The organism is Streptomyces sp. NRRL F-5123, from assembly GCF_000721495.1.
GTDB lineage: Bacteria > Actinomycetota > Actinomycetes > Streptomycetales > Streptomycetaceae > Actinacidiphila.
In genome coordinates this window covers 16082-41058 of the sequence record NZ_JOHY01000038.1, presented here as the reverse complement: position 1 = coordinate 41058, position 24977 = coordinate 16082, and the positions used below count along the sequence as shown (strand labels likewise).

14 protein-coding genes are annotated in these 24977 nt (G+C 74.2%); 8 read left to right on the top strand and 6 right to left on the bottom strand.

Annotation, left to right across the window (positions count from 1 at the left end; all coding sequences use genetic code 11):
- Positions 1-35 precede the first annotated feature (35 nt).
- A complete protein-coding gene (locus tag IH54_RS40210) occupies positions 36-728 on the top strand; it encodes a TetR family transcriptional regulator (RefSeq protein ID WP_043182281.1) in 693 nt (230 codons plus the stop codon).
- Between the two features lie 10 nt (positions 729-738).
- Here the strand turns inward: IH54_RS40210 and IH54_RS0126185 are convergent, their stop codons facing one another.
- Positions 739-1491 (bottom strand): SDR family NAD(P)-dependent oxidoreductase, encoded by a 753-nt coding sequence (locus tag IH54_RS0126185; protein ID WP_031521280.1) that lies wholly within the window; start codon positions 1489-1491, stop codon positions 739-741.
- A 104-nt stretch (positions 1492-1595) separates the two neighbouring features.
- Between IH54_RS0126185 and IH54_RS0126180 the strand changes: the two genes are divergently transcribed.
- Positions 1596-2015 carry a winged helix-turn-helix transcriptional regulator gene (locus tag IH54_RS0126180; protein WP_031521278.1) on the top strand — a complete coding sequence of 140 codons (420 nt, stop codon included), beginning with the start codon at positions 1596-1598 and terminating at the stop codon, positions 2013-2015.
- Positions 2016-2027: 12 nt separating this feature from the next.
- Here IH54_RS0126180 and IH54_RS0126175 read toward each other — a convergent pair whose 3' ends face one another.
- Positions 2028-2927, bottom strand: coding sequence for an SDR family NAD(P)-dependent oxidoreductase (locus IH54_RS0126175; RefSeq protein WP_031521276.1), 900 nt, complete (start codon positions 2925-2927; stop codon positions 2028-2030).
- Positions 2928-2997: 70 nt separating this feature from the next.
- Here IH54_RS0126175 and IH54_RS0126170 point away from each other — a divergent pair, with 70 nt between their 5' ends.
- Both IH54_RS0126170 and IH54_RS0126165 read left to right on the top strand, forming a co-directional pair.
- Positions 2998-3942, top strand: a complete 945-nt coding sequence (locus tag IH54_RS0126170) for a LysR family transcriptional regulator (RefSeq protein WP_031521274.1) — start codon at positions 2998-3000, stop codon at positions 3940-3942.
- A 40-nt stretch (positions 3943-3982) separates the two neighbouring features.
- Positions 3983-4447: an NUDIX domain-containing protein gene (locus IH54_RS0126165; RefSeq protein ID WP_031521272.1), complete on the top strand. Its 465-nt coding sequence runs from the start codon at positions 3983-3985 to the stop codon at positions 4445-4447.
- Positions 4448-4541: 94 nt separating this feature from the next.
- On the opposite strand, the gene IH54_RS0126160 is transcribed toward IH54_RS0126165, so the two are convergent.
- Together IH54_RS0126160 and IH54_RS0126155 are read right to left on the bottom strand one after the other, a co-directional pair.
- Positions 4542-8564 carry a glycoside hydrolase family 3 C-terminal domain-containing protein gene (locus IH54_RS0126160; protein WP_052397879.1) on the bottom strand — a complete coding sequence of 1341 codons (4023 nt, stop codon included), beginning with the start codon at positions 8562-8564 and terminating at the stop codon, positions 4542-4544.
- A 230-nt stretch (positions 8565-8794) separates the two neighbouring features.
- Positions 8795-9736 carry an NADP-dependent oxidoreductase gene (locus IH54_RS0126155; protein WP_031521267.1) on the bottom strand — a complete coding sequence of 314 codons (942 nt, stop codon included), beginning with the start codon at positions 9734-9736 and terminating at the stop codon, positions 8795-8797.
- A gap of 124 nt (positions 9737-9860) precedes the next feature.
- Between IH54_RS0126155 and IH54_RS0126150 the strand changes: the two genes are divergently transcribed.
- Complete coding sequence (locus tag IH54_RS0126150) at positions 9861-10274, top strand: winged helix-turn-helix transcriptional regulator (RefSeq protein ID WP_031521264.1); 414 nt, start codon at positions 9861-9863, stop codon at positions 10272-10274.
- A gap of 19 nt (positions 10275-10293) precedes the next feature.
- Here the strand turns inward: IH54_RS0126150 and IH54_RS0126145 are convergent, their stop codons facing one another.
- A complete protein-coding gene (locus IH54_RS0126145) occupies positions 10294-11868 on the bottom strand; it encodes a hypothetical protein (RefSeq protein WP_031521261.1) in 1575 nt (524 codons plus the stop codon).
- Positions 11869-12004: 136 nt separating this feature from the next.
- Entirely contained in the window at positions 12005-12493 is a 489-nt protein-coding gene (locus IH54_RS0126140; RefSeq protein ID WP_031521258.1) for a hypothetical protein, read from the bottom strand.
- 357 nt (positions 12494-12850) lie between these two features.
- Here IH54_RS0126140 and IH54_RS0126135 point away from each other — a divergent pair, with 357 nt between their 5' ends.
- The 3 genes from IH54_RS0126135 (at position 12851) to IH54_RS0126125 (ending at position 24975) form a co-directional block, all read left to right on the top strand.
- Positions 12851-13705 (top strand): sterol desaturase family protein, encoded by an 855-nt coding sequence (locus IH54_RS0126135; RefSeq protein ID WP_052397877.1) that lies wholly within the window; start codon positions 12851-12853, stop codon positions 13703-13705.
- 109 nt (positions 13706-13814) lie between these two features.
- Positions 13815-23339: a hybrid non-ribosomal peptide synthetase/type I polyketide synthase gene (locus IH54_RS0126130; RefSeq protein ID WP_078862527.1), complete on the top strand. Its 9525-nt coding sequence runs from the start codon at positions 13815-13817 to the stop codon at positions 23337-23339.
- Entirely contained in the window at positions 23332-24975 is a 1644-nt protein-coding gene (locus IH54_RS0126125) for a phytoene desaturase family protein (protein ID WP_234343855.1), read from the top strand. The genes IH54_RS0126130 and IH54_RS0126125 overlap by 8 nt, the downstream gene beginning before the upstream one ends.
- The last annotated feature ends 2 nt before the right edge of the window (positions 24976-24977 follow it).

The following is a 24977-nucleotide window of genomic DNA, read 5'->3' as shown; positions in this document are numbered from 1 at the left end:
GCGGCACAGAGTCAACCGGATGGTTTAATCCGTTCATGGCCTATGACGCGGAAGACACCAGACGACGGATCTTCGCCGCCGCCTCCGCGGAGTTCGCCGAGCACGGCCTCGCCGGCGCGCGGGTCAACCGGATCGCAGCCGCCGCGCGGGCCAACAAGCAGGCCATCTACCTGTACTACGGGAGCAAGGAAGAGCTGTTCGCCGCCGTCCTGCACGCGAAGCTGGAGGAGGTCCGGGTCTCCCTCGCCTTCGACCCCGACGCGGTCGCCGAGTCCGTCGGGCAGGTCTTCGACTGGTACCAGGAGCACCCCGAGCTGATCCGGCTGCTTCTCTGGGAGGCGCTGGAGGTACCGGACGCCGGTCCGGGGGGTGCTTCGGAGGCCGCTTCGGAGGCCCCTCCGGGGGGTGACGAGCACGGTGGTTCGGACGACGGTTCGGAGGGTGACGAGGAGGGCGGCAAGGGCGACGGCAAGGGCGACGGGGCCGCCGAGCGCGAGCGGCGGAGCGCCTTCCGGGAGAAGGTCCGGCAGCTCGCCGGCGCCACCGCGGACGACCCCCGCCCCGCCCAGGACCTGCTCTTCACCCTCATGGGACTCATCGCCTGGAATTTCGCCGTGCCCCGGATGTGCCGCATGGTCCTCGACGAGGACACCGACCGGGCCGCCCTCGCCCGCCGCCGCGAGACGGTCGTCGCGACCGCCCGCGTCCTCGCCGCCAACGCCCCCTGAGCGGGAGCGCTCAGCGCATGCCGCCGGAGACGAGGATGACGTCGCCGGTGATCCAGCGGGCGTCGTCGGAGGCCAGGAAGGCGACGAGCGGGCCGTAGTCGCCGGGGAGGCCGGTACGGCCCAGGGGGGTCGCGGCGATCGCCGCCTCCTCCTGGTCGGAGCCGGGGAAGCCGAGGGCGCGGGCGCCCTCGGTGTCGGTCGGGCCGGGGGCTATCGCGTTGACGCGGATACCCCGGGGGCCCAACTCCCTGGCGGTGCTGACGGTGAAGGCGTTCACGGCGGCCTTGGACGCGACGTAGAGGGCGCCGTACGGCGGCAGGGTGAACGTCCCGGCGGTCGAGACGTTGACGACCGACGCGGCGCCCAGCCCCTCCTGCGCCGCCAGGGCCTGCGTGGTGAGGACGGTGCCCAGCAGGTTGGTGTCCAGCTGGCGGTGGAACTCCTCCTCGGTGACGCCCGCGAGCGGGCCGAAGGCCGCCACGCCCGCGTTGTTGACGAGGATGTCGACGGGCCGCCCGTACGCCTCGCGCGCCCGCGCGAACAGCCTGCGTACGTCGCCCGGCACGGCCACGTCCGCCTGGACTGCGAGCGCCCGCCCGCCCTCGGCGGTGATGTCCGCGACGACCCGCTCGGCGCCCTTCGCGTCCTCCCGGTAGTTGACGACGACCGCCGCGCCGCTCGCGGCCAGCGTCCGCGCGATCCCCGCGCCCAGGCCCTTCGACGCGCCCGTGACGATTGCCGTACGTCCGTTGTTGCTGCTCACCGTGACTCCTCCACAAGACGACGTGCGTGTGTTTTCCACCCACAACTCACCGTAGGAAACCCACTCACCTGGGGGAAGTACGTACCTTTTTGTAAGCTGCCTACATGACGGAAACGCTGCACGAGGACGAGACCGCGGCAACGGCCGCCCGGCTGCTGGCCCACGACACCTTCGACGCGAAGTGCCTGCTCCGGCCGGTCATGGACCAGACCACGAGCCGCTGGGCGACGCTCATCATCTCCGCTCTGATCACGCGCCCGCACCGCTTCGCGCAGCTGCACGCCCGGGTCGGCGGCATCAGCCAGAAGATGCTCGCCCAGAACCTGAAGGCACTGGTCCGCACCGGCCTCGTCCACCGCGAGGTGGCCCCGACCGTCCCGCCCCAGGTCACGTACAGCCTCACGGAGCTGGGCACGAGCCTGGCCGGGCCGCTCACCGAGCTGATCGGCTGGTACGGGCGGCACGGCGACGAACTCCTCGCCGCCCAGGCGGAGTACGACCGCCGGGAAGCCGAAGGCGCCTGAGTCGCGGCCCGCTCAGGGCCTGACGATCGCGTCCTGCTCCACCAGCGGGGCGCCGTCGTGCCAGCCCAGCGGCTTGCCGAAGCGCACCAGCTCGCCGTACAGCCCGGGGTCGGCGCCCTCGGCGAAGACCAGGTCGAGGACGGCCTCGGCGGCGCGGGCCGGGGTCTGGGCGTGGCTGTAGTCGCTGAACCAGGGGCGGGAGGTGGCGGTGTCGACCATGCCAGGGCACACCGAGGCGACCAGCGTGCCGGCGGCGAGGTCGCGCTCCCGCCGCTCGGCGGCGACCGCGCGGACCGCCGCGACCTGGGCGACCTTCGAGGGGACGTTCAGCCAGACGGGCCAGCCGGCCTCCTGCGCGGTGCCGTTGTGGACGGCGGCCCGCCAGGACTCCACCGCGTACTCGACCTGCTCCAGGCTCGCGCCGTCGAAGAGGTGGTGCAGCCGCGGGTCGAGGTGGCCGAGGGTGCCGAGGCTGCTGGCGACCACGAGCAGCCGGCCGCCCGGGCGCAGGACGGCGCCGAAGGAGCGCAGGACGGCGTGCGTGGCGGTGTTGGAGACGTCGATGACCTCGTCCGCCCGCTCGGCCTGCGAGTCCTCCGGCAGCATCCGGGTGACCGCGTTGGAGATGACGACGTCGACGCCGCCGTGCTCCGCCCGCAGCTCCTCGGCGAGGCCGGCGATGGCGTCGGCGTCGCTGACGTCCAGGACCCGGCCCTCGACGCGGGCCCGGCTGCCGGGCAGCGCGCGGACCTCGTCTGCCGCGGCCCCGACGCGGGTGCGGTCGCGGCCGGTGAGGAGGACGAGGTCGCCGGGCCGCATGCGGGCCGCGAGCCCTTCGGCGAGTGCGCGGCCGAGCCCCTGGTTGGCGCCCGTGACGAGGGCGATGCGTGAAGTGCTCCGCTGAGTGCTCATGCCTCCACGCTAGGAAGGCGAGCGCTATGCGTCCAACGAGACTTCGGCACCGCTAGTATGCGTGATCGTCATGGACTTCAGGGATGTCTCGCTCACCGCGCTGCGCGTCCTGCGGGCCGTCGCCGAGCAGGGCACCTTCACCGCGGCCGCCGCCTCGCTGGGCTACACGCAGTCGGCGGTCTCCCGGCAGATCGCCGCTGCCGAACGGGCCGCGGGCGCCGAGCTGCTGGAACGGCGGCGCGACGGCGTACGGCTCACGGCCGCCGGACGGGTCGTCATGCGCCGGGCCACGGCCGTCCTCGACGAGATCGACGCGGCGGCCCGGGAGCTGTCGGGGCTGGACGAGCGGGCCGGGACCGTACGGCTGGGGTGGTATCCGAGTGCGGGGGCCGTGCTGGTGCCCCGCGCGCTCGCCGCGCTGCGGCGTACCGACCCCGGGCTGCGGGTGGTCGGGCGGGAGGGCGCCAGCACCCCGGCGCTGGTCCGCGCGCTGCGGGCGGGCAGCCTGGACCTCGCGGTGCTCGCGTCGGCGCCGCCCTTCCGGCCGCCGGACGCCGAGTCGCCGCCGCTGGTGATCCGGACGCTCGCCGAGCGGGCCCTGTGCCTGGCCGTGCCCGCCGCCCACCCGCTGGCCCGCGGGGACTTCGCCGACGTCGCCGACCTGCGCGGGCAGCGCTGGATCGCGGGCTCCGCGGCGGGCGAGGACCATCTGATGGGTGTGTGGCCCGGTCTGGACGAGCGCCCCGACATCGCCCTCGTCGCCCGCGACTGGCTCGCCAAGCTCCACCTCGTCGCCGCGGGCTGCGGCCTGACCACGGTGCCGGCCGCGCTCGCCGCGATCGCGCCCCCGGGTGTCCGGATCCTGCCCGTCCGCGGCGGCCCGCAGGAGCAGCGCCGGGTGCTGCTGGCCCGGTTGCCGCACCCGCCGATGAGCGACGCGGCCGCCCGCGTGGCGGCGGCGCTGCGTGCCGCGGCCGTCGAGGACGCCGGCGGGCTGCCGCAGGTCGCGCGCTGACAGGGCCGCGCCCCGCGCCCGTACCCGCCACACTGGCCCCATGGCCGACATCAGACGCAGCGCGGGCCTGCTCCTCTTCCGCCGCGCCCCCGGCGGGGCCGAGGTGCTGCTCGGGCACATGGGCGGGCCGTTCTGGGCCCGCAAGGACGCCGGGGCGTGGACGGTGCCCAAGGGCGAGTACGCCGGGGACGAGCAGCCCTGGGACGCCGCCCGGCGCGAATTCCGGGAGGAGCTGGGGCTGCCCGCCCCGGACGGGGAGCCGCTGCCGCTCGGCGAGGTGGTGCAGTCGGGCGGCAAGCACGTGACGGTGTGGGCGCTGGAGGCCGACCTCGACCCGGCGGACGTGGTGCCCGGCACCTTCACGACGGAGTGGCCGCGCGGCTCCGGCCGTACCGCCGAGTTCCCCGAACTGGACCGGGTCGCGTGGCTCCCGCTGGACGCCGCCCGCGCCGTGGTGGTCAAGGCCCAGGCCGCTTTCCTGGACCGGCTGGCGGATCGGCTCTGACCGCGGGACAGCCGCCCGTGTTCCGCGGGAGCGGCGCCGAGGCCACCCGGCAGGGAACCGGGTGGCCTCGGGGCGTGCGCGGATCAGCCTGCGGTCACGCGCCCGCGGGCATCAGCTGCGCCATGTTGAAACCGGCGACGTCCTTGCTCGTGCCGATGCCGTCACCCCACTGCATGTAGCCCTTGCGGGTGCCGTTGTCCTTGTCGTTGACGTCCAGGACGAAGGAGAAGACGGTGTTCGCGGCCGGTGTGACGGACGCGAGGTCGCTCCACGGGATGGCGAGCCGGTAGAGGGTGGTGTGCGCGGTGTCGTCCCGCGTCACATGGACGGTCGCGTTCGTGACCTGGCCGCTGCCCTCGGTCGGGGCGATCCAGCGGTAGAGCTGCGCGCCCGCCGAGGTGAGCGCGGCGCCGTACTCGTAGTGGCCGTTGACGGACGCGGTGCCGGGGGCGGCCGCGCCGCCCGGGGCCCCCGAGGTGGCCGCCAGCTGGAGGCTGTCGCCCTGCCAGATGTCGGGGCCGGTGGCGGGCTGCGAAAGGACGTCGTCGGTGAGGTTCGCCGTGACGTACAGGTTGGCGTCGTCCCAGTTCAGCCACACCTTGCCGGACAGGTCCTGGTCGCCCCCGTACGGCTGCGAACCGTCCAGGCTGGACCACGCGGCGGTCTTGGCGAGGTCCACGGCGGGGCCGTCCTGGACGTCGGCCAGCGTCCAGTCCTTGCCGAGGCTCTTGTTGACGACCGGCAGGAAGGAGACGTGGCCGGAGAAGTTCTCCGAGGACAGGTCACCGGAGATGACGCCGGTCACCGTGAAGGGGTAGGTCGTGCCGAGGTCGATGCCCGTGACGGGCACCTCCACGGTCGCCGAATCCCCGGGTGCGATGGTCGCGCTGACCGGCTGGGTGCCGGTCGCGCTCCCGAGCTTCCACTTGACGCCGGTCACGGCGGTGGCGGAGTCGGACGGGTTGTGCAGCACGACCTGGAGCTTCCCGGCCGCCGGGTCCGTGCCCGTCACGACCGGGGTGACCTGCTCCGGGGTGGCGCCCGAGGTCACGGTCAGCGGGCTGACCGCGGCTTCGCTGTACGCGCCCGCGCCGCCGGTGAAGCTCGCGCTCGCGGCCAGTTCCGCCTTGGTGCCGGGGCTCGCGGACGCCGGGACGGTCACGCTCCAGGTGGCCGTGACCTTCTGGCCGGGGGCGACCTCGGGGACGGTGACCGGCGAGGTGGCCTTCGCCGTCCAGCCGTCGGGCGAGGTCAGGGCCAGCGCCAGGTCGCGCACGGCCTTCCCGCTGGTGTTGGTGTACGACGCGGTCGCGGTGACGGCCGTGTCGGGCTTGACGATGTCCGCCGCCCGGAGGGTGAACGGGTTCTGGACGACGATCGGGGCGCTGCCCGTCACGCCGTCCACCGTCACCTCGACCGACGCGGCGCCGGGCGCGTGCATGGTGACCACGCCGTCCCGGCTGACCGTGGCGACGTCCGGGTCGGTGGTGCGGTAGCTGACCCGGGCGTGGCCGAGGTCCGCGAACGACTGGTCGTTGTCGGCGGCCTCGACGACGTGGTCCGCGGCGGCGTGCTTCTGCTCCAGCGCGGGGTCGGTGTCGGGCGCGATCCACGGGTTGGTCCCGGTGAGGTCCAGGGTGTCGCCCGCGGAGAAGACCACCTGGCCGGGCTGGACGGTGACCGACTGCACCCGCGGCGTGATGGCGCCGTGCACCTCGACGGTGCCGGAGCCCGCCACGGTGGCGGAGTCGGGGCCGACGCGGAAGGCCCAGGTGCCGTTGTCCACGACCTGCTTGAGGGCGCTCTGGTCCCACCGGCTGAGGTCGGCGACCTTGACCGGGAGGTCCACGTGCTCGGTCTTCCCGGGCGCGAGGACCGCGGTCTTCCTGAAGCCCGCGAGCTGCGCCCGCGGCAAGTCCACGCCGGGGACGGTGAACTGGCGTGACGCGTAGAGCTGGGCGACCGTGGCGCCCGCGGCCGTACCGGTGTTGGTGACGTCGAAGCTCACCTTCACCGTGCCGTCGGCGGTGGCGGAGGCGGGGCCGACCTTCACGTGGGAGTAGCCGAACGTCGCGTAGGACAGGCCGTATCCGAAGGGGTAGGCCGGCTTGCCGGTGAAGTACATGTAGGTGCGGCCGAGTCCGCCGGTCTCGGACGGGGTGAGGCCGTAGGTGTCCATCGACGGGAGCTGGTCGTCGCCGGAGAACCAGGTGAAGTCCAGGTGCCCGGAGGGGTTCTGGGCGCCGAAGAGGACCTGGGCGAGCGCGGTGCCCTGGCTCTCGCCGTTGTAGCCGCTGAAAAGGATCGCCGGGAAGTCCCGCTGGACGGCGCCGATGTCGTACGGGCCGTCGGACTGCACGACCGCGGCGGTGCGCGGGTTGCCGAGCGCGGCGACCTGGTCGATCAGGCTGTTCTGGTTGCCCGGGAGGGCGAGTGCGGCGCGGTCGGTGCCCTCGTCGGCGACGCCCATGTCGGAGCCGACCATCACGATGACCAGGTCCGCGGTCTTCGCCGCGGCCTGCGTGGCGGCCGAGCACGCGGCGGGCGTGGTGGCGCCGGTGGAGACGCCGCACGCGTCGAAGGTCACGGTCGCACCGGGGTTGGCGGCCTTGACGGCGTCGGTGATGCCCTGCACGGGGCTGACCGTGTGCGACGGGCGCCCCGAATAGCCGCCGAGCGTCGTGGTGCCGGCCAGGCCGCCGAGGACCACGACGCTGTTCAGCTTCTTCGGGTCGGCCGGCAGCAGCGCCGACGAGGTGCCCTTGACCTTCTCGTTCTGCAGCAGCACCAGGTCCTGCGCGGCGACCTTCGCGGCGAGCGCGTGGTGGGCGGGCGACTCGATCTGGTCCTTGGTGATCTTCGTGTACGCGACCTTGTTCGCCGGGTCGAACTCGCCGGTCTGCATGCGGACGGTGAAGAGCTGGGTCAGGGCGCCGTCGATCACGCCGGTCGACAGCATGCCGAGATCGATGGCCGCGTCGATGTCGGCGGTGGTCAGCTCCCCGCCCGCGCAGTTCAGCTGGGTGCCCGCGCGCAGCGCGAACGCCTGGCCGCCCGCGGCCGCCGATATCTGCTTGCCGGTCGCGGTCTCGGTCCACGTCGTGCCGTTGGTCGTCCACCCCGGGGGCGCCCAGTTGTGCGCGCCGGAGGAGTAGACGTCGCCGACCGCGCCGCAGTCGGAGGTGGTGTAGCCGCCGAAGCCGTAGGTGGCCTGGAGCAGTTCGTTGACGGTGTACGTATCCGCGGGCGCGGGCGTGCCGTTGATCGCGTTGTACGCCGTCATGACGCCGGAGACGTGCGCGCCCTGCACCAGGCTCGCGAACTGCTTGGTGTAGTAGTCGCGGATGTTGGCGTCGGTGGTGTTCGCGCTCTGGGTGTGCCGGTTGTTCTCGTCGTTGTTGAGCGCGTAGTGCTTGGCGGTCGCCGCGACCTTGAGGTACGGGGTCGTCTGCCTGCCGTCGATCGTCTGGCCCTGGTAGCCGTTGACGAACGCGCCCGCCATGGTGGAGGCGAGGTAGGTGTCCTCGCCGAAGGACTCGTTGGTGCGCCCCCAGCGCGGGTCGCGGTCCATGTTGACCGTCGGCGCCCAGAAGGTGAGGTCGCCGTAGTCGTCGATGTCCGGCCCGATGTTGTTCTGGCCCTTGCCGAACAGCGACTTGTCGAGGGTGCCGCGCACCTCGTCCGAGATCGCCGTCGTCTCCTGGTAGGTCAGCTCCGGGTCCCAGGACATGGTGGCCGCGAAGTTCACCGGGAAGCTGGTCGCCGTGACGTCCAGCTCGCCCTGGCTGCCGGCCTCGGTGTCGGCGCCGAGCCGGTTGATGCCGTGCTGGCCCTCGCTCCAGTACGTGTACTGCTGGACCCCCAGCCGCGGGATGGCGGGCGCGTTGTTGGTCTGGAGCTGCTTGACCTTCTCGGGCAGCGTCATGCGCGAGACCAGGTCGGCCGCGCGCTGGGCGAAGGTGTAGTGGGTGTCGAGGTAGACCGGCGTCGTCGCGGCCGCCCGCGCCGCCCCCTGGGGGCTCGCCTGCGCCACGGCCGGCAGCCCGGCCACCACGGTCACCGCCACCGCGGCGGCCACCGCCCTGCCGACCGATCGTCTGATTTTTCGGGAGCGCACTGGTGTCTCCTTCACGTCACGCGCCCCACGGGGCGCAGGTCACGCCCCCACACATTCGGCTTGCAATGAACAGAAGTCAAGGCTTCGTTCAGTGTCCGCGGAGATCCCAGAAAGTGTCAGATAAGTGCCCTGACAAGGGAGTTAGCGCTCCGCGTGGCATCACCGGAGGGTCGCGCACCACCGCCCCGCGCGAGCCCTTTTGCCTAATTCCGGCGAAAGTCACCCGCCCGTCAGACGCTGATCGCGAGCTTGCCGCGCACCCCGCCCGCCGCCAGCAGGGCATGCGCCTCGGAGAGCCTTTCCAGCGGGAACGCCTGCTGCACATGCACCGTCAGCGCCCCCGCCTCCACCAGCGCGGCAAGCTCCTCCAGCCCCGCCGCGTCCGGTTCCACCCCGACGGCCGCGAACCGCACCCCGGCCTCCACCGCCAGCCGCGGCAGCGTCGTGCTGAGCCGCTCCACCGCGCTGACCAGGACCCCGCCCGGGCGCAGCACCCCGAACGAGCGCTCGGCGTTCCCCCCGCCCAGGGTCTCCAGCACCACGTCCACCGGCTCGTCCCGCAGCACCTGCGCGTAGTCCGCCGTACGGTAGTCGATGAGCCGGTCGGCGCCCAGCCCCCGCAGGAAGGCGTGCTTGCCCGCGCTCGCGGTGCCGACGACCTCCGCGCCCAGGTGCTTGGCGATCTGCACCGCGATGTGCCCGAGCCCGCCGCCCGCGCCGTGGACCAGGACCCGCTGGCCGGGCCGCACCCGCGCGATCTCGACCAGCGCGTGCCACGCCGTCAGCCCGACCAGCGGCAGCGCCGCCGCCTCCTCGTGGCTGACGCCCGCGGGCTTGCGGGCGAGCTGGCGCGCGGGCGCCACCACGTACTCCGCGTTCGCCCCTGCCGCGGCGGGGAAGTACGGCAGCCCGAAGACCTCGTCGCCGACCGCGAAGCGGTGCACTCCCGGGTCGACCTCCTCGACGACCCCGGAGACGTCCCAGCCGAGGACGAACGGCGGCTCGCCGAGCACCGGGAAGGCGCCGGAGCGGACGTGCAGCTCCACCGGGTTGACGCTCGTCGCCCTGACCCTGACCAGTACCTGCGTGGGCCCGGGCACGGGCCGCGGGGCACCGTCGGTGAGCTCCAGCACCTCGGGGCCGCCGAAGGACTTCTGGGTGATCGCACGCATCGTCATGCACTCCTGCCGGAAGGGTTCCTGGGCGTCCCCGCGGGGCTCCCCGGGGACGCCCCCCATCCTCGGGAGGGGTGGTACCTGTTGAACAGAAGGCACTTGAAAGGTATATAGGTACCTCATGGGTACTACCGACGGCCTGCGCTTCCACGGCGGCGCGGACGCCTACCTCGCCGCCTGCCCCTCCCGGCAGATCCTCAACGTCCTCGCCAACAAGTGGACGATGCTGGTCATGGGCGCCCTGTCCGGCGGCCCGCTGCGTTTCGGCGAGCTGCGGCGCCGGCTCGACGGCATCACGCAGAAGATGCTCACCCAGACCCTCCGCTCCCTGGAGCGCGACGGCCTCGTCACCCGCACCGTCTTCCCGACGATTCCGCCGCGCGTCGACTACGCGGCCACCCCGCTCGGCGAGAGCGTCACCGCCCTCCTGCACTCGGTCCGCGCCTGGTCCGAGGACAACATCGATGCCGTCCTGGAAGCCCGCGACGCCTACGACGCACGCGCCGCCGAGGACGTCCAGCCGCTCCCTGCATGACCCGCCGCCCGGCCCCGCGTCACGGCGCCGGGCAGCGGGCGGACGCGGACCTCGCGGGGGTCAGCCGGACCTGGCCGGCGGGCAGCCGCAGGGGCGTGCCCGACGCGGGGTCCCACAGGACGGCGGTGTCGCTCCCGGCGGAGAAGAGGACGTAGGGCAGGCGGATGTCCAACGGCGGTCCTTGACCCGCCAGTTCGGCAACCGGGACGACGGGCCGGACGCACGTCCACGCGGGCTGGACGCCGAAGTACGAGGGCAGCGTGTCGCTGCGGGCGCGGGCGGCGGACGTCGTGCGGTCGACGGCCGCGGTGGCCGAGCCGAGGGCGAGGCCCGCGCAGCCCAGCAGCAGCAGGAGCAGCAGGAAGAGGTAGGCGACCCCGTTGAAGCCGTCACCGGGGGTGGCGCGGCCGTAGTGGAAGTGCCGGGCGTATCCCCAGCCGGCGGGGACGAGCAGGACGACGCTGAAGAGCGTGACCAGCTTGGCCGTGGCCGCGAGCTGCCAGATCGCGGGGACGTCGAGTTCGTCGGACGACAGGCCCACGCCGTCGGCGTACAGGGCGTGCAGGACGGAGCCCGCGGCGAGGAACGAGGACGTGGCAAGGGTGACTGCCAGCGGGATCACCCAGGCCGCCCACTCGCCCCACGTCCACTGCCGCACCAGCAGCCACAGGCCCGCCGCGACGACAAGCAGCACCGCGACGACGGTGATCCCGCTGCGGAACCGCGCGCCCTGCTCCAGCGCCTGCCGCAGGACGGGCGCCACGACGAGGACGGTGGCCACTGCCGCGAACCCGGCCCCCCGGGTGCGGGCCGCGAGCCGGGCGCGTACCCCGGCACCGGGCGGAAGGGGCGCCGGGCGCCGGTAGAGCCGCGTGCCGGACCACAGGGCACCGGCCAGGGCGCCGGCCGCGGCGGTGTACCAGAGCACCTGGGTGAGTACGTCGCCGCCCTGGGCGCAGGTCAGCGCCAGTGCGACGCCGAGGGCCCACAGGAGAACCGACGCCGTCCGCCGCTCGGTCTCCTCCTCCGGCAGGTGCCGCGACAGTTCGCGCCAGCGCCGGTCCCGCGGGCGCACCCCGAAGCGGGCCGCCGGGTCGTAGCCCGCGTCGGCGGTCGTACGGGCCAGCCGCAGCGCCTGCGCGGGCCCGCCCGCGACCCGCGCGCCCGTGTCGTAGAGCCGCAGCCACTCCAGCCGACGCCGGAGTCTGCGGCGGTAACGGGACGCCGGGGGCGGGAAGCGGTGCTCGGTGCTGTGGACCCGCCAGTTGGTCACCGCCTCGCCGTCGCGGACGATGCGCTCGCTGCGCCGGACGTAACCCTCCAGGCAGGCGCCGCGCAGCAGTTTGGCGACCCGGTAGGCGGCGCCGCGCTCGCACCCGCGGGCCGCGCCCGGCAGCCGCACCTCCAGCTCGTAGACCCGCGAGCGCGGATCGGGCGGCAGGACGCCGGCCGTCGGTCCGGTGCCGGCCGGGTGGTGGCCGCGTACGGGCCAGTCGCGCGCGGCGAAGCGCCGTTCGGCCTCGGCCCAGTCGTGCGCGCCGCCCCGGACCTCGACCAGCGCCGCCACCCGCTGGTCGTACCGCACTCCCCGCATGGACGCCCCCCGCCGCCGAATACGGGGAAAGTCCACCACACGCGGGGTTTCCGCGTCCCCGGGTCGGCCCGCTCCGGGGGACGCCGGAGCCGCCGCCTCCCCGAGGGCGGCGGCGGCTCCGTGTCTGCGGGACGCGTCAGTCGGCGTCGGCCGCCGGGACGAACTGGGCCGTGTAGACGCCGTCGCGGACGGTGGTGATGTGGACCGCGCCGGTGAGGCCGTCGAACTCGCCGGTGCCGCCGGTGACGATGCCGTCGACCGAGGCCGGGGCCTGGCCGTTGACGACCAGGCCGCCGACCTGGAAGCCGATCGCGCCGCTGCCCGTGATGCTGACCATGCCGGTGCAGTAGACGATGTCGCCGGACATGCCGGAGGTGTCGCTGCAGCTGAGCACCGCGCCGCCGATGGTCCTGCCGGTGGCGTCGAGCACCGCGCCGTGCTCGCCGAAGGACCCGTTGGCCGTGACGCCCGTGGGCTGGTCCTGGCTGAAGTCGAGGGTGACCGTCTGCGCGGCCTCCGCCGGGGTCACCGCAGAAGCGGCGGTCGCCAGGCAGGGGGCGGCGGCGAGGGCCAGGGCTGCCGCGGAGCCGGTGACGACCCGCTTGAGCAGGACACTACGAAGCATGCGTTCCTCCTTGGGATGTTCCGGGCGGATTCGCCCGGTGCGGCCATAGCTGAACACACCGCGGAGAAGCCGACCCGCCATCGGTCGCGTCGCGGGGCGAATTCCCCGGATCGGCTGGCAATCCCGGCGCCGATCAGTCCAATTCGCCGCTCATCCACGGTCATCCGACTACGCCGAACGTGCCACGGTGAATTCGCATGTTCCCCGGGCACATGCTTATGCTCGGTTTATCTTCGGTTCGACCGCCTTCCACCTGGAGGATCGGCATTGAGTCCCTCGCGTCCATTGCGTCCCGAAGGATTCAGCGGTCGGGTCGGCAGATTTTCTGCTTTTCCTGCCTCTTCGCGAACGCCTGCCGTGCTGCGGTGGGCCGCCTATCCGCTGCTCCTGCTCGCGGTGGTCGCGGCTGCCGCCGCGGCCCTGGCCGAGCACTGGGACGACGGTGACGTGCTCGCGTTCGCGCAGGTCGCCGCCATCGGCTACCTGTGGGTGCTGGAGCGGCTCATCCCGTACCGCACCGACTGGCACCCCGGCGGGAGGGAAATCCGGTGCTACGGGCTCTATTTCGCCTTGACGATGGCCGGCGGCGCGCTCGGCCAGCTGCTCGCCGCCGCGATGGTGGCGCGGCTGGCGACACCGCACCCGGCGCTTCCGCTGGGCGCGGAAATCCCGCTCGCGCTGCTGACCGGTTCACTGGCCAAATACCTTTTCCACCGGTGGTCGCACCGCAACCCGCTGCTGTGGCGGCTGCACGGCGTGCACCACGCGCTGGACAAGGTGAACGTCACGAACAACGGTGTCAACCACCTGCTCGACGTGCTGCTGGGGCAGATCGCCGTGCAACTGGCGCTCACCGCGGTCGGGTTCTCCCGGCAGTCCGTGCTGTGCGCGACGCTGTTCGTGCTCGCCCAGGGGTATTTCGTGCACGCGAACATCGACGTCCGCATCGGCTGGCTGAACCACCTGTTCGCGAGCCCCGAGCAGCACCGGCTGCACCACAGCACCGTGCTGGACGAGGCCGGGCACTTCGGCGCGGACCTCGCGATCTGGGACCACGCCTTCGGCAGCTTCACCTGGCGGCCGGGCCGCGTCCCCACCGGCGTGGGGCTCCAGGACCCGACCTCCTTCCCGCCCCCCGGTGACGTGCTGGCCAGCCTGCTGCACCCCTGGCGCCCGGCCGCCGCCAGGACCGGCACCGGACCGAGTGCCTGACCGGCCCGGACCGACCGACCGCCCCGGCGCCCGCGCAGGCCGCGCCCGCAGCCACCCCCGCCCCCGCTCCCGCACCGCGCCGAGGCGCCATGACCGCACGGACAGGACGATGACGGACTCGCCCCACTCCAGCAGCCTTCCGCAGGACCGCGACGCCGATGACGCCCGCGAAGCCTGGGAGGCCCAAGGCCCCCGGGAAGCCTGGGACGCCCGGGACCGTATCGCGATCGTCGGCATCGGCTGCCGCTTCCCCGGCGGCGTCCGCGACCACCGCGGCTTCTGGCGCGCCCTCGTCGAGGGCCGGGACTGCGTCACGCCGACCCCCGCCGACCGCTACGACACCGCCACCCTGGGCAGCAGCGACCCGGCCAAGCCCGGACGGCTCACGGGCGGGCGCGGCGGCTACATCGACGGCGTGGCCGAGTTCGACCCGGAGTTCTTCGGCATCAGCCCGCGCGAGGCCGCGCACATGGACCCGCAGCAGCGCAAGCTGCTGGAGGTCGCGTGGGAGGCGCTGGAGGACGGCGGGCAGCGGCCGGACCTGCTGGCGGGGCGCGATGTCGGCGTGTACGTCGGGGCGTTCACGCTGGACTACAAGATCCTGCAGTTCGCGGACCTCGGCTTCGAGAGCCTGTCCGCGCACACCGCGACCGGCACGATGATGACGATGGTGTCGAACCGGGTGTCGCACTGCTTCGACTTCCGCGGCCCCAGCGTCTCGATCGACACCGCGTGCAGCTCCTCGCTGGTCGCGCTGCACCTGGCGCGGCAGAGCCTGCTGCGCGGCGAGACCGACCTGGCGCTCGCGGGCGGCACGCTGCTGCACCTGGCGCCGCAGTACACGATCGCCGAGACCAAGGGCGGCTTCCTCTCCCCCGGCGGCCGCTCGCGCGCCTTCGACGCCGGGGCCGACGGCTACGTGCGGGCCGAGGGCGTCGGGATCGTCGCGCTCAAGCGGCTCGCGGACGCGCTGCGCGACGGCGACCCGATCCACGCGGTGGTGCTGGGCAGCGGCGTGAACCAGGACGGCCGCACCGACGGCATCACCGTGCCCAACCCGGACGCCCAGACCGCGCTGATCCGCCGGGTGTGCGCGGAGGCGGGCATCGCACCGGGCGATCTGCAGTACGTCGAGGCACACGGCACGTCCACGCCGGTGGGCGACCCGATCGAGGCGGCGGCGCTCGGCCGCGTCCTCGGGATCGGGCGGGCGCCGGGGACGCGGGCGTACGTCGGCTCGGTCAAGACCAACATCGGGCACACGGAGGCGGCCGCGGGCGTCGCCGGTCTCGTCAAGACGGTGCTGGCGCTCAAGCACCGCCGCATCCCGCCGCACATCAACCTGGAGCGGCCGACGCCCGCGATCGACTGGGCGGGTCTGCCCTTCGAGGTGCCGACGACGGTGGTGGACTGGCCCGCGCACGAGGGCCCGGCGCGGGCGGGCGTCAACTCCTTCGGCTTCGGCGGGACGAACGCGCACGTGCTGCTGGAGGAGGCCCCGGCGGCGGCCCGGGCCGCCGCCCCCGCCCGCGTGCCCGCGTACACCGTGCTGCCGCTGAGCGCACGGGCGCCCGAGGTGCTGCCGGAACTGGCCGCGGGCATCAGGGCGGAGCTCAACGGGGCCGCCCCCGTGGCGCTTTCGGACCTCGGTCACACCCTGGCGCTGCGCCGCGAGCACCACGAGCACCGGCTGTCCGTCGTCTACGACCCGGCCTCGCGCGCGTCGCTGGACGAGGCGCTGGCGGCGTGCGAGCACGGCGAGCCGCATCCGCGGGTGGTGGCCGGGCGGCGGCTGCGGCGCGGCGAGCGGCGGCTGGCGTGGGTCTTCACCGGGATGGGCCCGCAGTGGTGGGGCATGGGGCGCGGGCTGACGGCCGCCGAGCCCGTCTACCGCGCCGCAGTCGAGGAGTGCGACGCCGAGATCCGCCGCCAGGCCGGGTGGTCGCTGCTGGCGGAGCTGGCGCGGGACGAGGACACGTCGCGGATGGCGCAGACGTGGCTGGCGCAGGCCGCCAACTTCGCCGTGCAGGTGGGCCTTTCGGCCCTCTGGCGCAGCCGCGGAGTGCGGCCGGACGCGGTCGTCGGGCATTCGACGGGGGAGATCGCCGCCTTCCACGAGGCCGGGGTGTACGACCTGGCGGACGCCGTGACGGTGGTACTGCACCGCGGGCGGCTCCAGCAGCAGCTGGCGGGCACGGGCACGATGCTCGCGGCGGGCCTGACGGAGGCGGAGGCGGCGCGCCGGGCGGAGCGGTGCGGCGGCCTTGTGTCGCTCGCGGCGGTCAACGGTCCCGGCGACGTGACGTTCTCCGGCGACCGGGAGGCGCTCGGGCGGCTCGCGGCGGAGCTGGAGCGCGAGCAGGTCTTCGCCCGGTTCCTGCCCGTCGAAGTGCCGTACCACAGCGCGCAGATGGAGCCGATCCGCGACGAGCTGCTCGCTGGGCTCGCCGGGCTGGAACCGCGTACGGCGCAGGTACCGCTCTACCTCACCGCGGCCGAGGGGCGCGCGGAGGGCCGGGAGCTGGACGCGGCCTACTGGTGGCGGAACGTGCGCGAGCCCGTGCGCTTCCGCTCCGCCGTGGACCTGCTGGCGGACGACGGCCACCAGCTCTTCCTGGAGGTCGGCCCGCATCCCGTGCTGGGCCACGCGATCCGCGAGTGCCTCGCCGGCCGCGGCAGCGCCGGCCGGGTGCTGCCGTCGATCCGGCGGCGCGAGGACGAGCCTCAGGTCCTCGCCCGCTCGCTGGGCGAACTGCACGCGCTGGGCGTGGAGTTGGACTGGGCGGCACTCCACCCGGGCGGGCGTCCGGTGACGCTGCCGGGCTACCCGTGGAAGCGGGACCGGTACTGGACGGAGCCCGCGCCGGTGGAGCAGGTGCGCCTCGGCCGGGTGGACCACCCGCTGCTCGGGCGCCGCACGGCGAGCGCCCAACCCGCGTGGGAGGTCCGGCTCGACGTCGAGCAGCTGCCGTACCTGGCCGACCACCGCATCCAGGAGGCCGCGGTCTTCCCTGCCGCCGGGTATCTGGAGATGGCCGCGCAGGCGGTACGGGCGCTGACCGGCTCACCGCGCGCGGTGCTCGCCGACGTCGAACTGCCCCGGGCGCTCTTCCTGTCGGAGGCCCAACCCTCCGCCGTGCAGCTGCACTTCGACCCGGAGACGGCCGTCTTCACCGTCGCCTCGGCCCCTGCCCCTGGCGCCGGTGCCGACCGCGGCCGTACCGTCCACGCGACCGGCACCGTCCGCGCGGCCCGGCCGTGTACGGCCGGCGCGGCGCCCGACCTGGACGCGGTCCGCGCGCGGGCCGGGCGGCGGCTCGGCCGGGCGGACTGCTACCGGGAGCTGGCGGCCCTCGGGTACGGCTACGGGCCCGCCTTCCAACGGGTCGAGGAGGTCTGGATCGGGCCGGGCGAGGCGCTCGCCAGGATCCGGCCGGACGAGCGGCCCCCGGCGGACGCGGCCGCGAGCCATGCGCACCCGACGCTGCTGGACGCCTGCTTCCACGCGCTGCTGGCCCCGCAGCTCCTCGACGGCTCCCCCGCGAGCGGCATCCGGCTGCCGCTGTCCCTCCGGGAGGTGAGCCTCGAAGCGCTCGGCGGCGCCCCCTTCTGGGCGCACGCGACCGTCACCGCCGAGGACGGCGGCGAACTCACCGGCGACCTGGCCCTCTTCGCCGACGACGGCACCCCGCTCGGCCACGTCACCGGCTTCCGCGCGGCGGGTGTGGAGCAGGCGGCGGCGTCCGTGGGCCTGGCCTCCATCGACGGCTGGCTCGCCGAACCCGTGTGGTACGAGCTGCCGCAGGAGGAAGCGCCCTCCCCGGCGGACCCCGGCGACCTGCCCACGCCCCGCACCGGCGAACTGCCCCTGCCCCCGGCCCGGTCCACGTCCCAGCCCCGGTCGGGCACCGGCACCGGCACCGGCACCGGCACCGGCACCGGCGAGCCGTCCACGGCAGCCGCCGGCAAACTGCCCGCGCCCCGCACCGCCGAAGCGCCCAGCCGCCTCGTGGTCTTCGCCGACGCCACCGGCCTCGGCGTCGAACTCGCCGACCGCGTGCGGGAGAACGGCGGGCGCTGCCACCTCGTCCACCCCGGCGAGCGCTACCGGCACGGCACCGGCGGCTCCACCGTGCGGCCGGACTCCGCCGACGACCTGCGCCAGCTCTTCGCCGACCTCGACGGCACCTACCGCACCGTCCTGCACCTGTGGAATCTGGACCGGCCCTCGCTCGAAGCCGCCCGGCGCGCGGATCTGGCGGGCTGCGCGACGCTCGGCGGCTACTCGCTGGTGGCCCTGGCGCAGGTGCTGCCCGAGGCGCGGCCCGCCGCGCGGCTGCACATCGTGACCCGCGGCGCCCAGGCGGTCGTCCCCGGCGAGCAGGTCGAGCCGCTGGGCGCCCCCGCGTGGGGCATCGGCCGGGTCCTGTGGCAGCAGGAACTCGTCGCCCAGCGGGGCACGTTGATCGACCTGGACCACGCCGTCGACCACCCTGCCGAGGCCGCGGCCCTGCTGCGTGAGATCGCGGCGGGCGGGGCCGAGGAGATCGCGCTGCGCGGCGGCCGCCGCCTGACCTCCGTGCTGGCCCGGCCCGCCGGGCTCACCCGGCCGCTGCCGCTGCGGCTGCGCGCGGACGGCACCTACCTGGTCACGGGCGCGTTCGGCGCCCTCGGCATGCTGCTGTGCCGCACCCTCGTCCGGCGCGGCGCCCGCCGCCTCGTCCTCGCGGGCCGCACCCCCGTGCCCGCCCGGGAGGAGTGGGCCGGGCTCGACCCGAGCAGCCCCGCGGGACGCCGGGTGGCCTTCCTGCGCGAACTGGAGGCGCTGGGCGCGCACGCCGGGACGGCCCCGCTGGACGTCACCGACGAGGCGGCCCTCGCGGGCTGGCTGGCCGCGCACCGGCGGGCCCAACTCCCGCCCGTGCGCGGAATCTTCCACCTCGCCGGGCAGGTGCGGGACGCGCTCGTCGGCGAGCTGGACCGGGAGGCCTTCGACGCGGCGTACGAGCCGAAGGTCGCGGGCGCGTACCTGCTGCACCGGCTGCTGCGCGACGAACCGCTCGACCACTTCGTCCTCTTCGCCTCCATCGCCTCGCTGCTCACCACCGCGGGCCAGGCCAACTACGCGGCGGGCAACGCCTTCCTGGACGCGCTGGCCCACCACCGGCACGCGAACGGGCTGCCCGCGCTCAGCATCGACTGGGGCCCCTGGGCGACGGGCATGATCGAGGAGCTGGGCCTCGTCGACCACTACCGGCACTCCCGCGGCATGAGTTCGCTGCCGCCGGGCGCGGGCATGGCCGTGCTGGAGCGCGTCATCGGCCAGGACCGGCCGCAGCTGCTGGTGGCGACGGTCGTCGACTGGGGGGTCTTCCAGTCCTGGTACGACGTCCCGCCCGCACTGGTGGCGGGCCTGGTCGCCGCCGCGGCCGAGGAGGCGCCCGCCGCCCCCGAGGGCGGTTTCCCCGCGGCCTTCAGGGCGGCCGGGGCGGAGGAGCGGCGGGCGCTGGTGGCCGCGCGCTTCACCGAGATCGTCGCCGGTGTGCTGCGGGTGCGGCCCGAGCGCGTCGACCCGGCGGCGGGGCTGGGCGCGCTCGGGCTGGACTCGCTGCTCGCGATGGAGCTGCGCGCCCGCTTCCAGGCCGAGCTGGGCGTCGCCCTCCCGGTGGTGGCGCTGCTCAGCGGCGACCCCGCCGGGGAGCTGGCCGACCGGCTGCACGCGGGCCTGCTGGAGCTGGCCTCGGACGACGCCTCCGGTTCCGGGACGGCGGTGGAGCTGCACACCGACCCGGCGCGCTACCCGCTCACGTACAACCAGAAGGCCCTGTGGTTCCTCAAGCACCTCAACCCGGACGCCTTCGCCTACAACATCGGCGGTGCGGTCGAGGTCGCCACCGCGCTGGACCCCGAGCTGATGTTCGCGGCCTTCCGCGTGCTGCTGGAGCGGCACCCCCTGCTGCGTGCCAACGTCACGCTCGACGGCGGTACGCCGGTGCAGGTCATCTCGCCCGACGTGCGCGCCGACACCGCGCTGTTCGACGTCGAGGGCCGCGAGTGGGACGACGTCCGGCAGCTGATCGTCGGGGAGTACCGCAAGCCGTACGACCTGGAGCGCGACCCGCTGGTGCGCTTCCGGCTCTTCCGCCGGGGGCCCGACCGCTGGGTGCTCATGAAGGCGGTGCACCACATCGTCTCCGACGCGATCTCCACCTTCACCTTCATCGAGGAGCTGTTCACGGCGTACGAGGCGCTGCGGCACGGGCGTCCGGTCCAACTCCCCGCCGCCACCGGGCAGTACCTGGACTTCGTCAACCACCAGAACCGCTTCCTGGCCGGGCCCGGGGCCCGCGCGATGCTGGACTACTGGCGCGGCGCCCTGCCGCCCGCGATCCCGGTGCTCGCGCTGCCCACCGACCGGCCCCGGCCGCCGGTCATGACGCACAACGGCGCCTCGGAGTTCTTCCGGCTGGACGCGGGTCTCACCGAGGGCGTGCACGCGCTGGCCCGCGCGCACAACGCGACTCCCTTCATGGTGCTGCTGAGCGCCTACTACCTGCTGCTGCACCGCTGGTCGGGCCAGGACGACCTGGTCGTGGGCAGCCCGGTGTCGGGGCGGACCCGCGAGGAGGACGCCTCGGTCTACGGCTACTTCGTCAACCCGCTCCCGCTGCACGTGAGCCTGGACGGCGACCCGACGGTCGCCGACCTGCTCGGCCGCGTGCGCGAGACGGTGCTGGGCGGGCTGGACAACCAGGAGTACCCGTTCGTGCTGCTCGTGGAGGAGCTGGGCCTCCAGCACGACCCGAGCCGGTCCGCCGTCTTCCAGGCGATGTTCATCCTGCTCACCCACAAGGTCGCCGCCGAGCGCTACGGGTACCGCCTGGAGTACATCGAACTGCCGGAGGAAGAGGGGCAGTTCGACGTCACGCTGTCGGCGTACGAGGACCGCACGGACGGCTGCTTCCACTGCGTGTTCAAGTACAACACCGACCTCTTCGACGCGGACACCGTGCGCCGCCTCGCGGGCCACTACCGGGCGCTGCTGGCCGGGCTCACCGCCTCCGCCGCCGACCGCCCCGTCAGCGGCATCCCCATGCTCGGCGAGGTCGAGAGCGCCCGCATCCTCGAACGCTGGAGCGGGGCGGGATGCCCGGCGGGCGACGCGCCGCCGGTCGCCGAGCTGTTCGCGAAGGCCGCCGCCGCGCATCCCCGGGCCCTCGCCGTCTCCACACCCACCGGGTACGGTCCGCCGCGCAGGATGACCTACCGCGAACTCGACCAGATGTCCGCCCGGATGGCCGGGCGGCTGGCCGAACTGGGCGCGGGGCCGGGCGCGGTGGTGGCGGTGTGCCTGGAGAAGTCGCCCGAGCTGGTCGCGAGCCTGCTGGCGGTACTGCGGGCGGGCGCCGCGTATCTGCCGCTCGACCCGGACCACCCGGACGAGCGGCTCGCCGCACTCGCCGCCGACGTCGGCGCGTCGCTGGTCGTCGCCGACAAGCCGGGGCGGTTCGCCGCCCGGGTGGTGACGCCGGAGGACCTCGCCTCGGGCGCGGCGCGGGGCGCGGACGCGGCGGTGGACCCGTCGCTGCCCGCGTACGTCATCCACACCTCGGGCTCCACCGGCCGCCCCAAGGCCGTGCGGGTGAGCCACGGCAGTCTCGCGTCCGCGTACGCGGGGTGGCGGGACGCCTACCGGCTCGCGGGCGGGGACGTCCACCTGCAGATGGCCGGGGTGCCCTTCGACGTCTTCACCGGCGACCTCGTGCGGGCGCTGTGCTCGGGCGGCACCCTCGTCCTGGCCGGGCGGGAGCTGGTCCTCGACACCGCGCGCCTGCACCGCACGATGCGCGAGGAGCGTGTGGACTGCGGCGAGTTCGTGCCCGCGGTGGCCCGCGGCCTGGTCGCGTACTGCGAACGCGAGGGCCTGCGGCTCGACTTCATGCGGCTGCTCGTCGTCGGCTCGGACACCTGGAAGGTCGGCGAGCACCGGCGGCTGCGGGCGCTGTGCGGCCCGGACACCGTGCTGGTCAACTCCTACGGCCTCACCGAGACCACGATCGACACCACCTGGTTCGACGGGCCCGACGACGGCCTGGAGCCGGGCCGCACCCTCCCGGTCGGGCGGCCCTTCCCCGGCAGCGAGGTCTACATCCTCGACCGGCACGGCGAGCCCGTCCCGTGCGGTGTCCCCGGCGAGCTGTGGATCGGCGGCGCGGGCGTCGCGGACGGCTACGTGGGCGACCCGGCACGTACCGCCGAGCGGTTCACGACCCGTACGGTCGGCGGTACGGAACGGCGCCTCTACCGCACCGGCGACCTCGGCCACTGGGACGCCGGCGGGGTCGTCCACCTGCTCGGGCGGGCGGACGGGCAGGTCAAGCTGCGCGGCCACCGCATCGAGCCCGGTGAGATCGAGGCCCACCTGCTGGCCGTGCCCGAGGTCGCCCAGGCATGCGCGGCCGTGCGGCCGGGCCCGGCGGGCGAGGACGTGCTGTGCGCGTACTGCGTCCCGGCCCAGGGCGCGGAGCCGGACCCGCGGGCACTGCGCCGCCGCCTGGCCGAACGGCTGCCGACCTACCTGGTGCCCGCGCACGTGACGGTGCTGCCCGCGCTGCCGCTCACCGCGAACGGCAAGGTCGACGCCTCCGCCCTCCCCGCGCCCGCCCCGCACGCGGACACCGGAAGACACGACCCGCCGGTGACGCCGTACGAGGTGCGGACGGCCGGGCACTGGAAGGCGGTGCTGGGCGTCGAACGGGTGGGCCTGGAGGACGACTTCTTCGAACTGGGCGGCAGCTCGATCAAGCTCATCGAGCTGATCCACCACCTGCGGACCGACTTCGCGGTGAGCGTGCCGGTCGGACTGCTCTTCCGCAGCAGCACCCTGCACGGCATGGCGCGCGCCGTCGAGGACGTCGCGACCGGACGGATCGCGGGGACGCTGCCGTACCTGCACTTCAACGAGGGCGCGGGGACGGGCGGTACGGTCTTCTGCTTCCCGCCCGCGGGCGGACACGGCCTGGTCTACCGGCATTTCGCCGGGCAGCTGCCGGGCCGGCGCGTCGTCGCCTTCAACCACATCCCCGGCGACGACAAGCCCGCCCGCTACGCCGACCTCGTCCAGCAGCACGCGGACGGCGGCCCGCTCACGCTCCTCGGCTACTCCCTCGGCGGCAACCTCGCCTTCGAGACGGCCAAGGAGCTGGAGCGGCGCGGCGCGGCGGTCGGCGGTGTCGTCATCCTCGACTCCTACCGGATCCCCGAGCCCTACACCGTCGGCCCCGAGCACCTCGCCTCCTTCGAGACCGAACTCGCCGAGCACCTGCACCGGCACACCGGCTCGGCGATCGTGGCCCGCGAGACGATGGAACAGGCCCGGGACTACCTGGAGTTCTGCGCCCGCACCGCCAACCCGGGCACGGTCGCCGCCCCGCTCACCGTCATCGGCAGCCAGGACGCGCTGCCCGGCCACGCCCCCGGGCAGCCCCGCTCCTGGCACGGCGCCTCCACCGCCCGCACCGACGTCCTCCAGGGTTCCGGGCGGCACGCCGAGATGCTGGACGGCGAGCATCTGCGGCGCAACGCGGAACTGGCGCTGGCCGCCCTCGCCCCGGGCGGTGGCGACCGTGCCTGAGCGCCCCCCGAAGGTCATCGTCGTCGGCGCTGGCGTCTCCGGGCTCGCGGCGGGCTGCTACGCCCAGATGAGCGGCATGGAGAGCCGGATCTTCGAGAAGCACGTACTGCCCGGCGGCTGCTGCACCTCCTGGGCCCGGCAGGGCTACCTCTTCGACTACTGCATCGACTGGCTGATCGGCACCGCCCCCGGCAACGACGCGCACCAGGTGTGGCGCGAACTCGGCGCCCTGGACGGCAAGTCGATCACCGACTTCGAGATCTTCAACCGGGTCGTCGACGAGCACGGCCGTGAGGTCCGCTTCTACAACGACCCGGATCGGCTCCAGGCCCACCTGCTGGAGCTGTCCCCCGCCGACGCCAGGCACATCCGGCGGTTCTGCGCCGACCTGCGGCGCTTCACCGCGATCGACCTCTACCCCTTCCTGACCCCGCCGCCGCTGCGCAGCGTGCGCGAGAAGCTGGAGCTGGCGCGGAAGGTGCTGCCCGCCTTCCGGCTGTTCTGGCGCACCGGCGCGACGCAGATGGACGCCTTCTGCGCCCGCCTCCAGGACCCCCTGCTGCGGCGGGCCTTCCCCTTCGTCTTCTTCCAGGACCACGAGGTCTTCCCGCTGCTGCCGTACCTGTTCAACATGGCCGCGGCCCACCGCGGCAACTGCGGTTTCCCGCAGGGCGGTTCGCTCGGTCTCGCGCGCTCCGTGGAGAAGCGCTACCGGGGGCTCGGCGGGCGCGTCGACTACCGCTCGGCGGTGACCCGTGTGCTGGTCGAGGGCGACCGCGCGGTGGGCGTGGAACTCAAGAACGGCACACGGGAGTTCGCCGACCACGTGATCGCCGCCTGCGACGGCCCCACCGTGCTCCGGAAACTCCTGGACGGGCGCTGGTCCAGCCCCGTCACCCGGGCCCTCTTCGACGAGGCCCTGCACCGCCCGGAGACCCTCTACCCGGGCGTCGTCTCCGCCTTCGTGGGCCTCACCGGCGATCTGCCGCCCGACACCCCGCACAGCACCACCTACCTGCTGTCCCCCGAGGACAGCGCGCGGCTCCCGGCCGTACGGCAGAACAGCCTGGTGGTGCAGGTCCGTTCGCAGTACGCCGACGGCTTCGCGCCGCCGGGCCGCTCGGTCGTGCACTGCACCTACTTCAGCGACTTCGGGTACTGGCAGGAACTGCGCGCCGCCTCCCGCAAGCGCTACCGGGCGCGCAAGCGGGAGGTCGCCGACTTCCTGCGGGACTTCCTGGAGCGCAAGCACCCCGGCACCGCCGAGCGCACCGAGGTCGTCGACGTGGCCACGCCCGTCACGCTGCGCCGCTTCACCGGCAACCACGAGGGCAGCATCCTGGCCTGGAAGTCCTTCACCGACACCGAGAAGCTCACGGACAGGCTCGTCGGCCGGGACCGGATGCGGCTGCCGGGCCTGGCGGGCTTCTCCATGACCGGCCAGTGGGTCGCGGGTGGCGGCCTCATCCGCGCCGCCTCCGCGGGCCGCTTCGCGGTCCACTACCTGTGCGACGAGCTGAAGGTGCCCTTCCAGGCCTGGCCCAGCGACGACACCACACCCTGGCACCCGTCGCAGTGGGGCGAGCTGCCCCAACTCGGCGCGGACGCCACCTACTCCGGGACGGCACGCGCATGAGG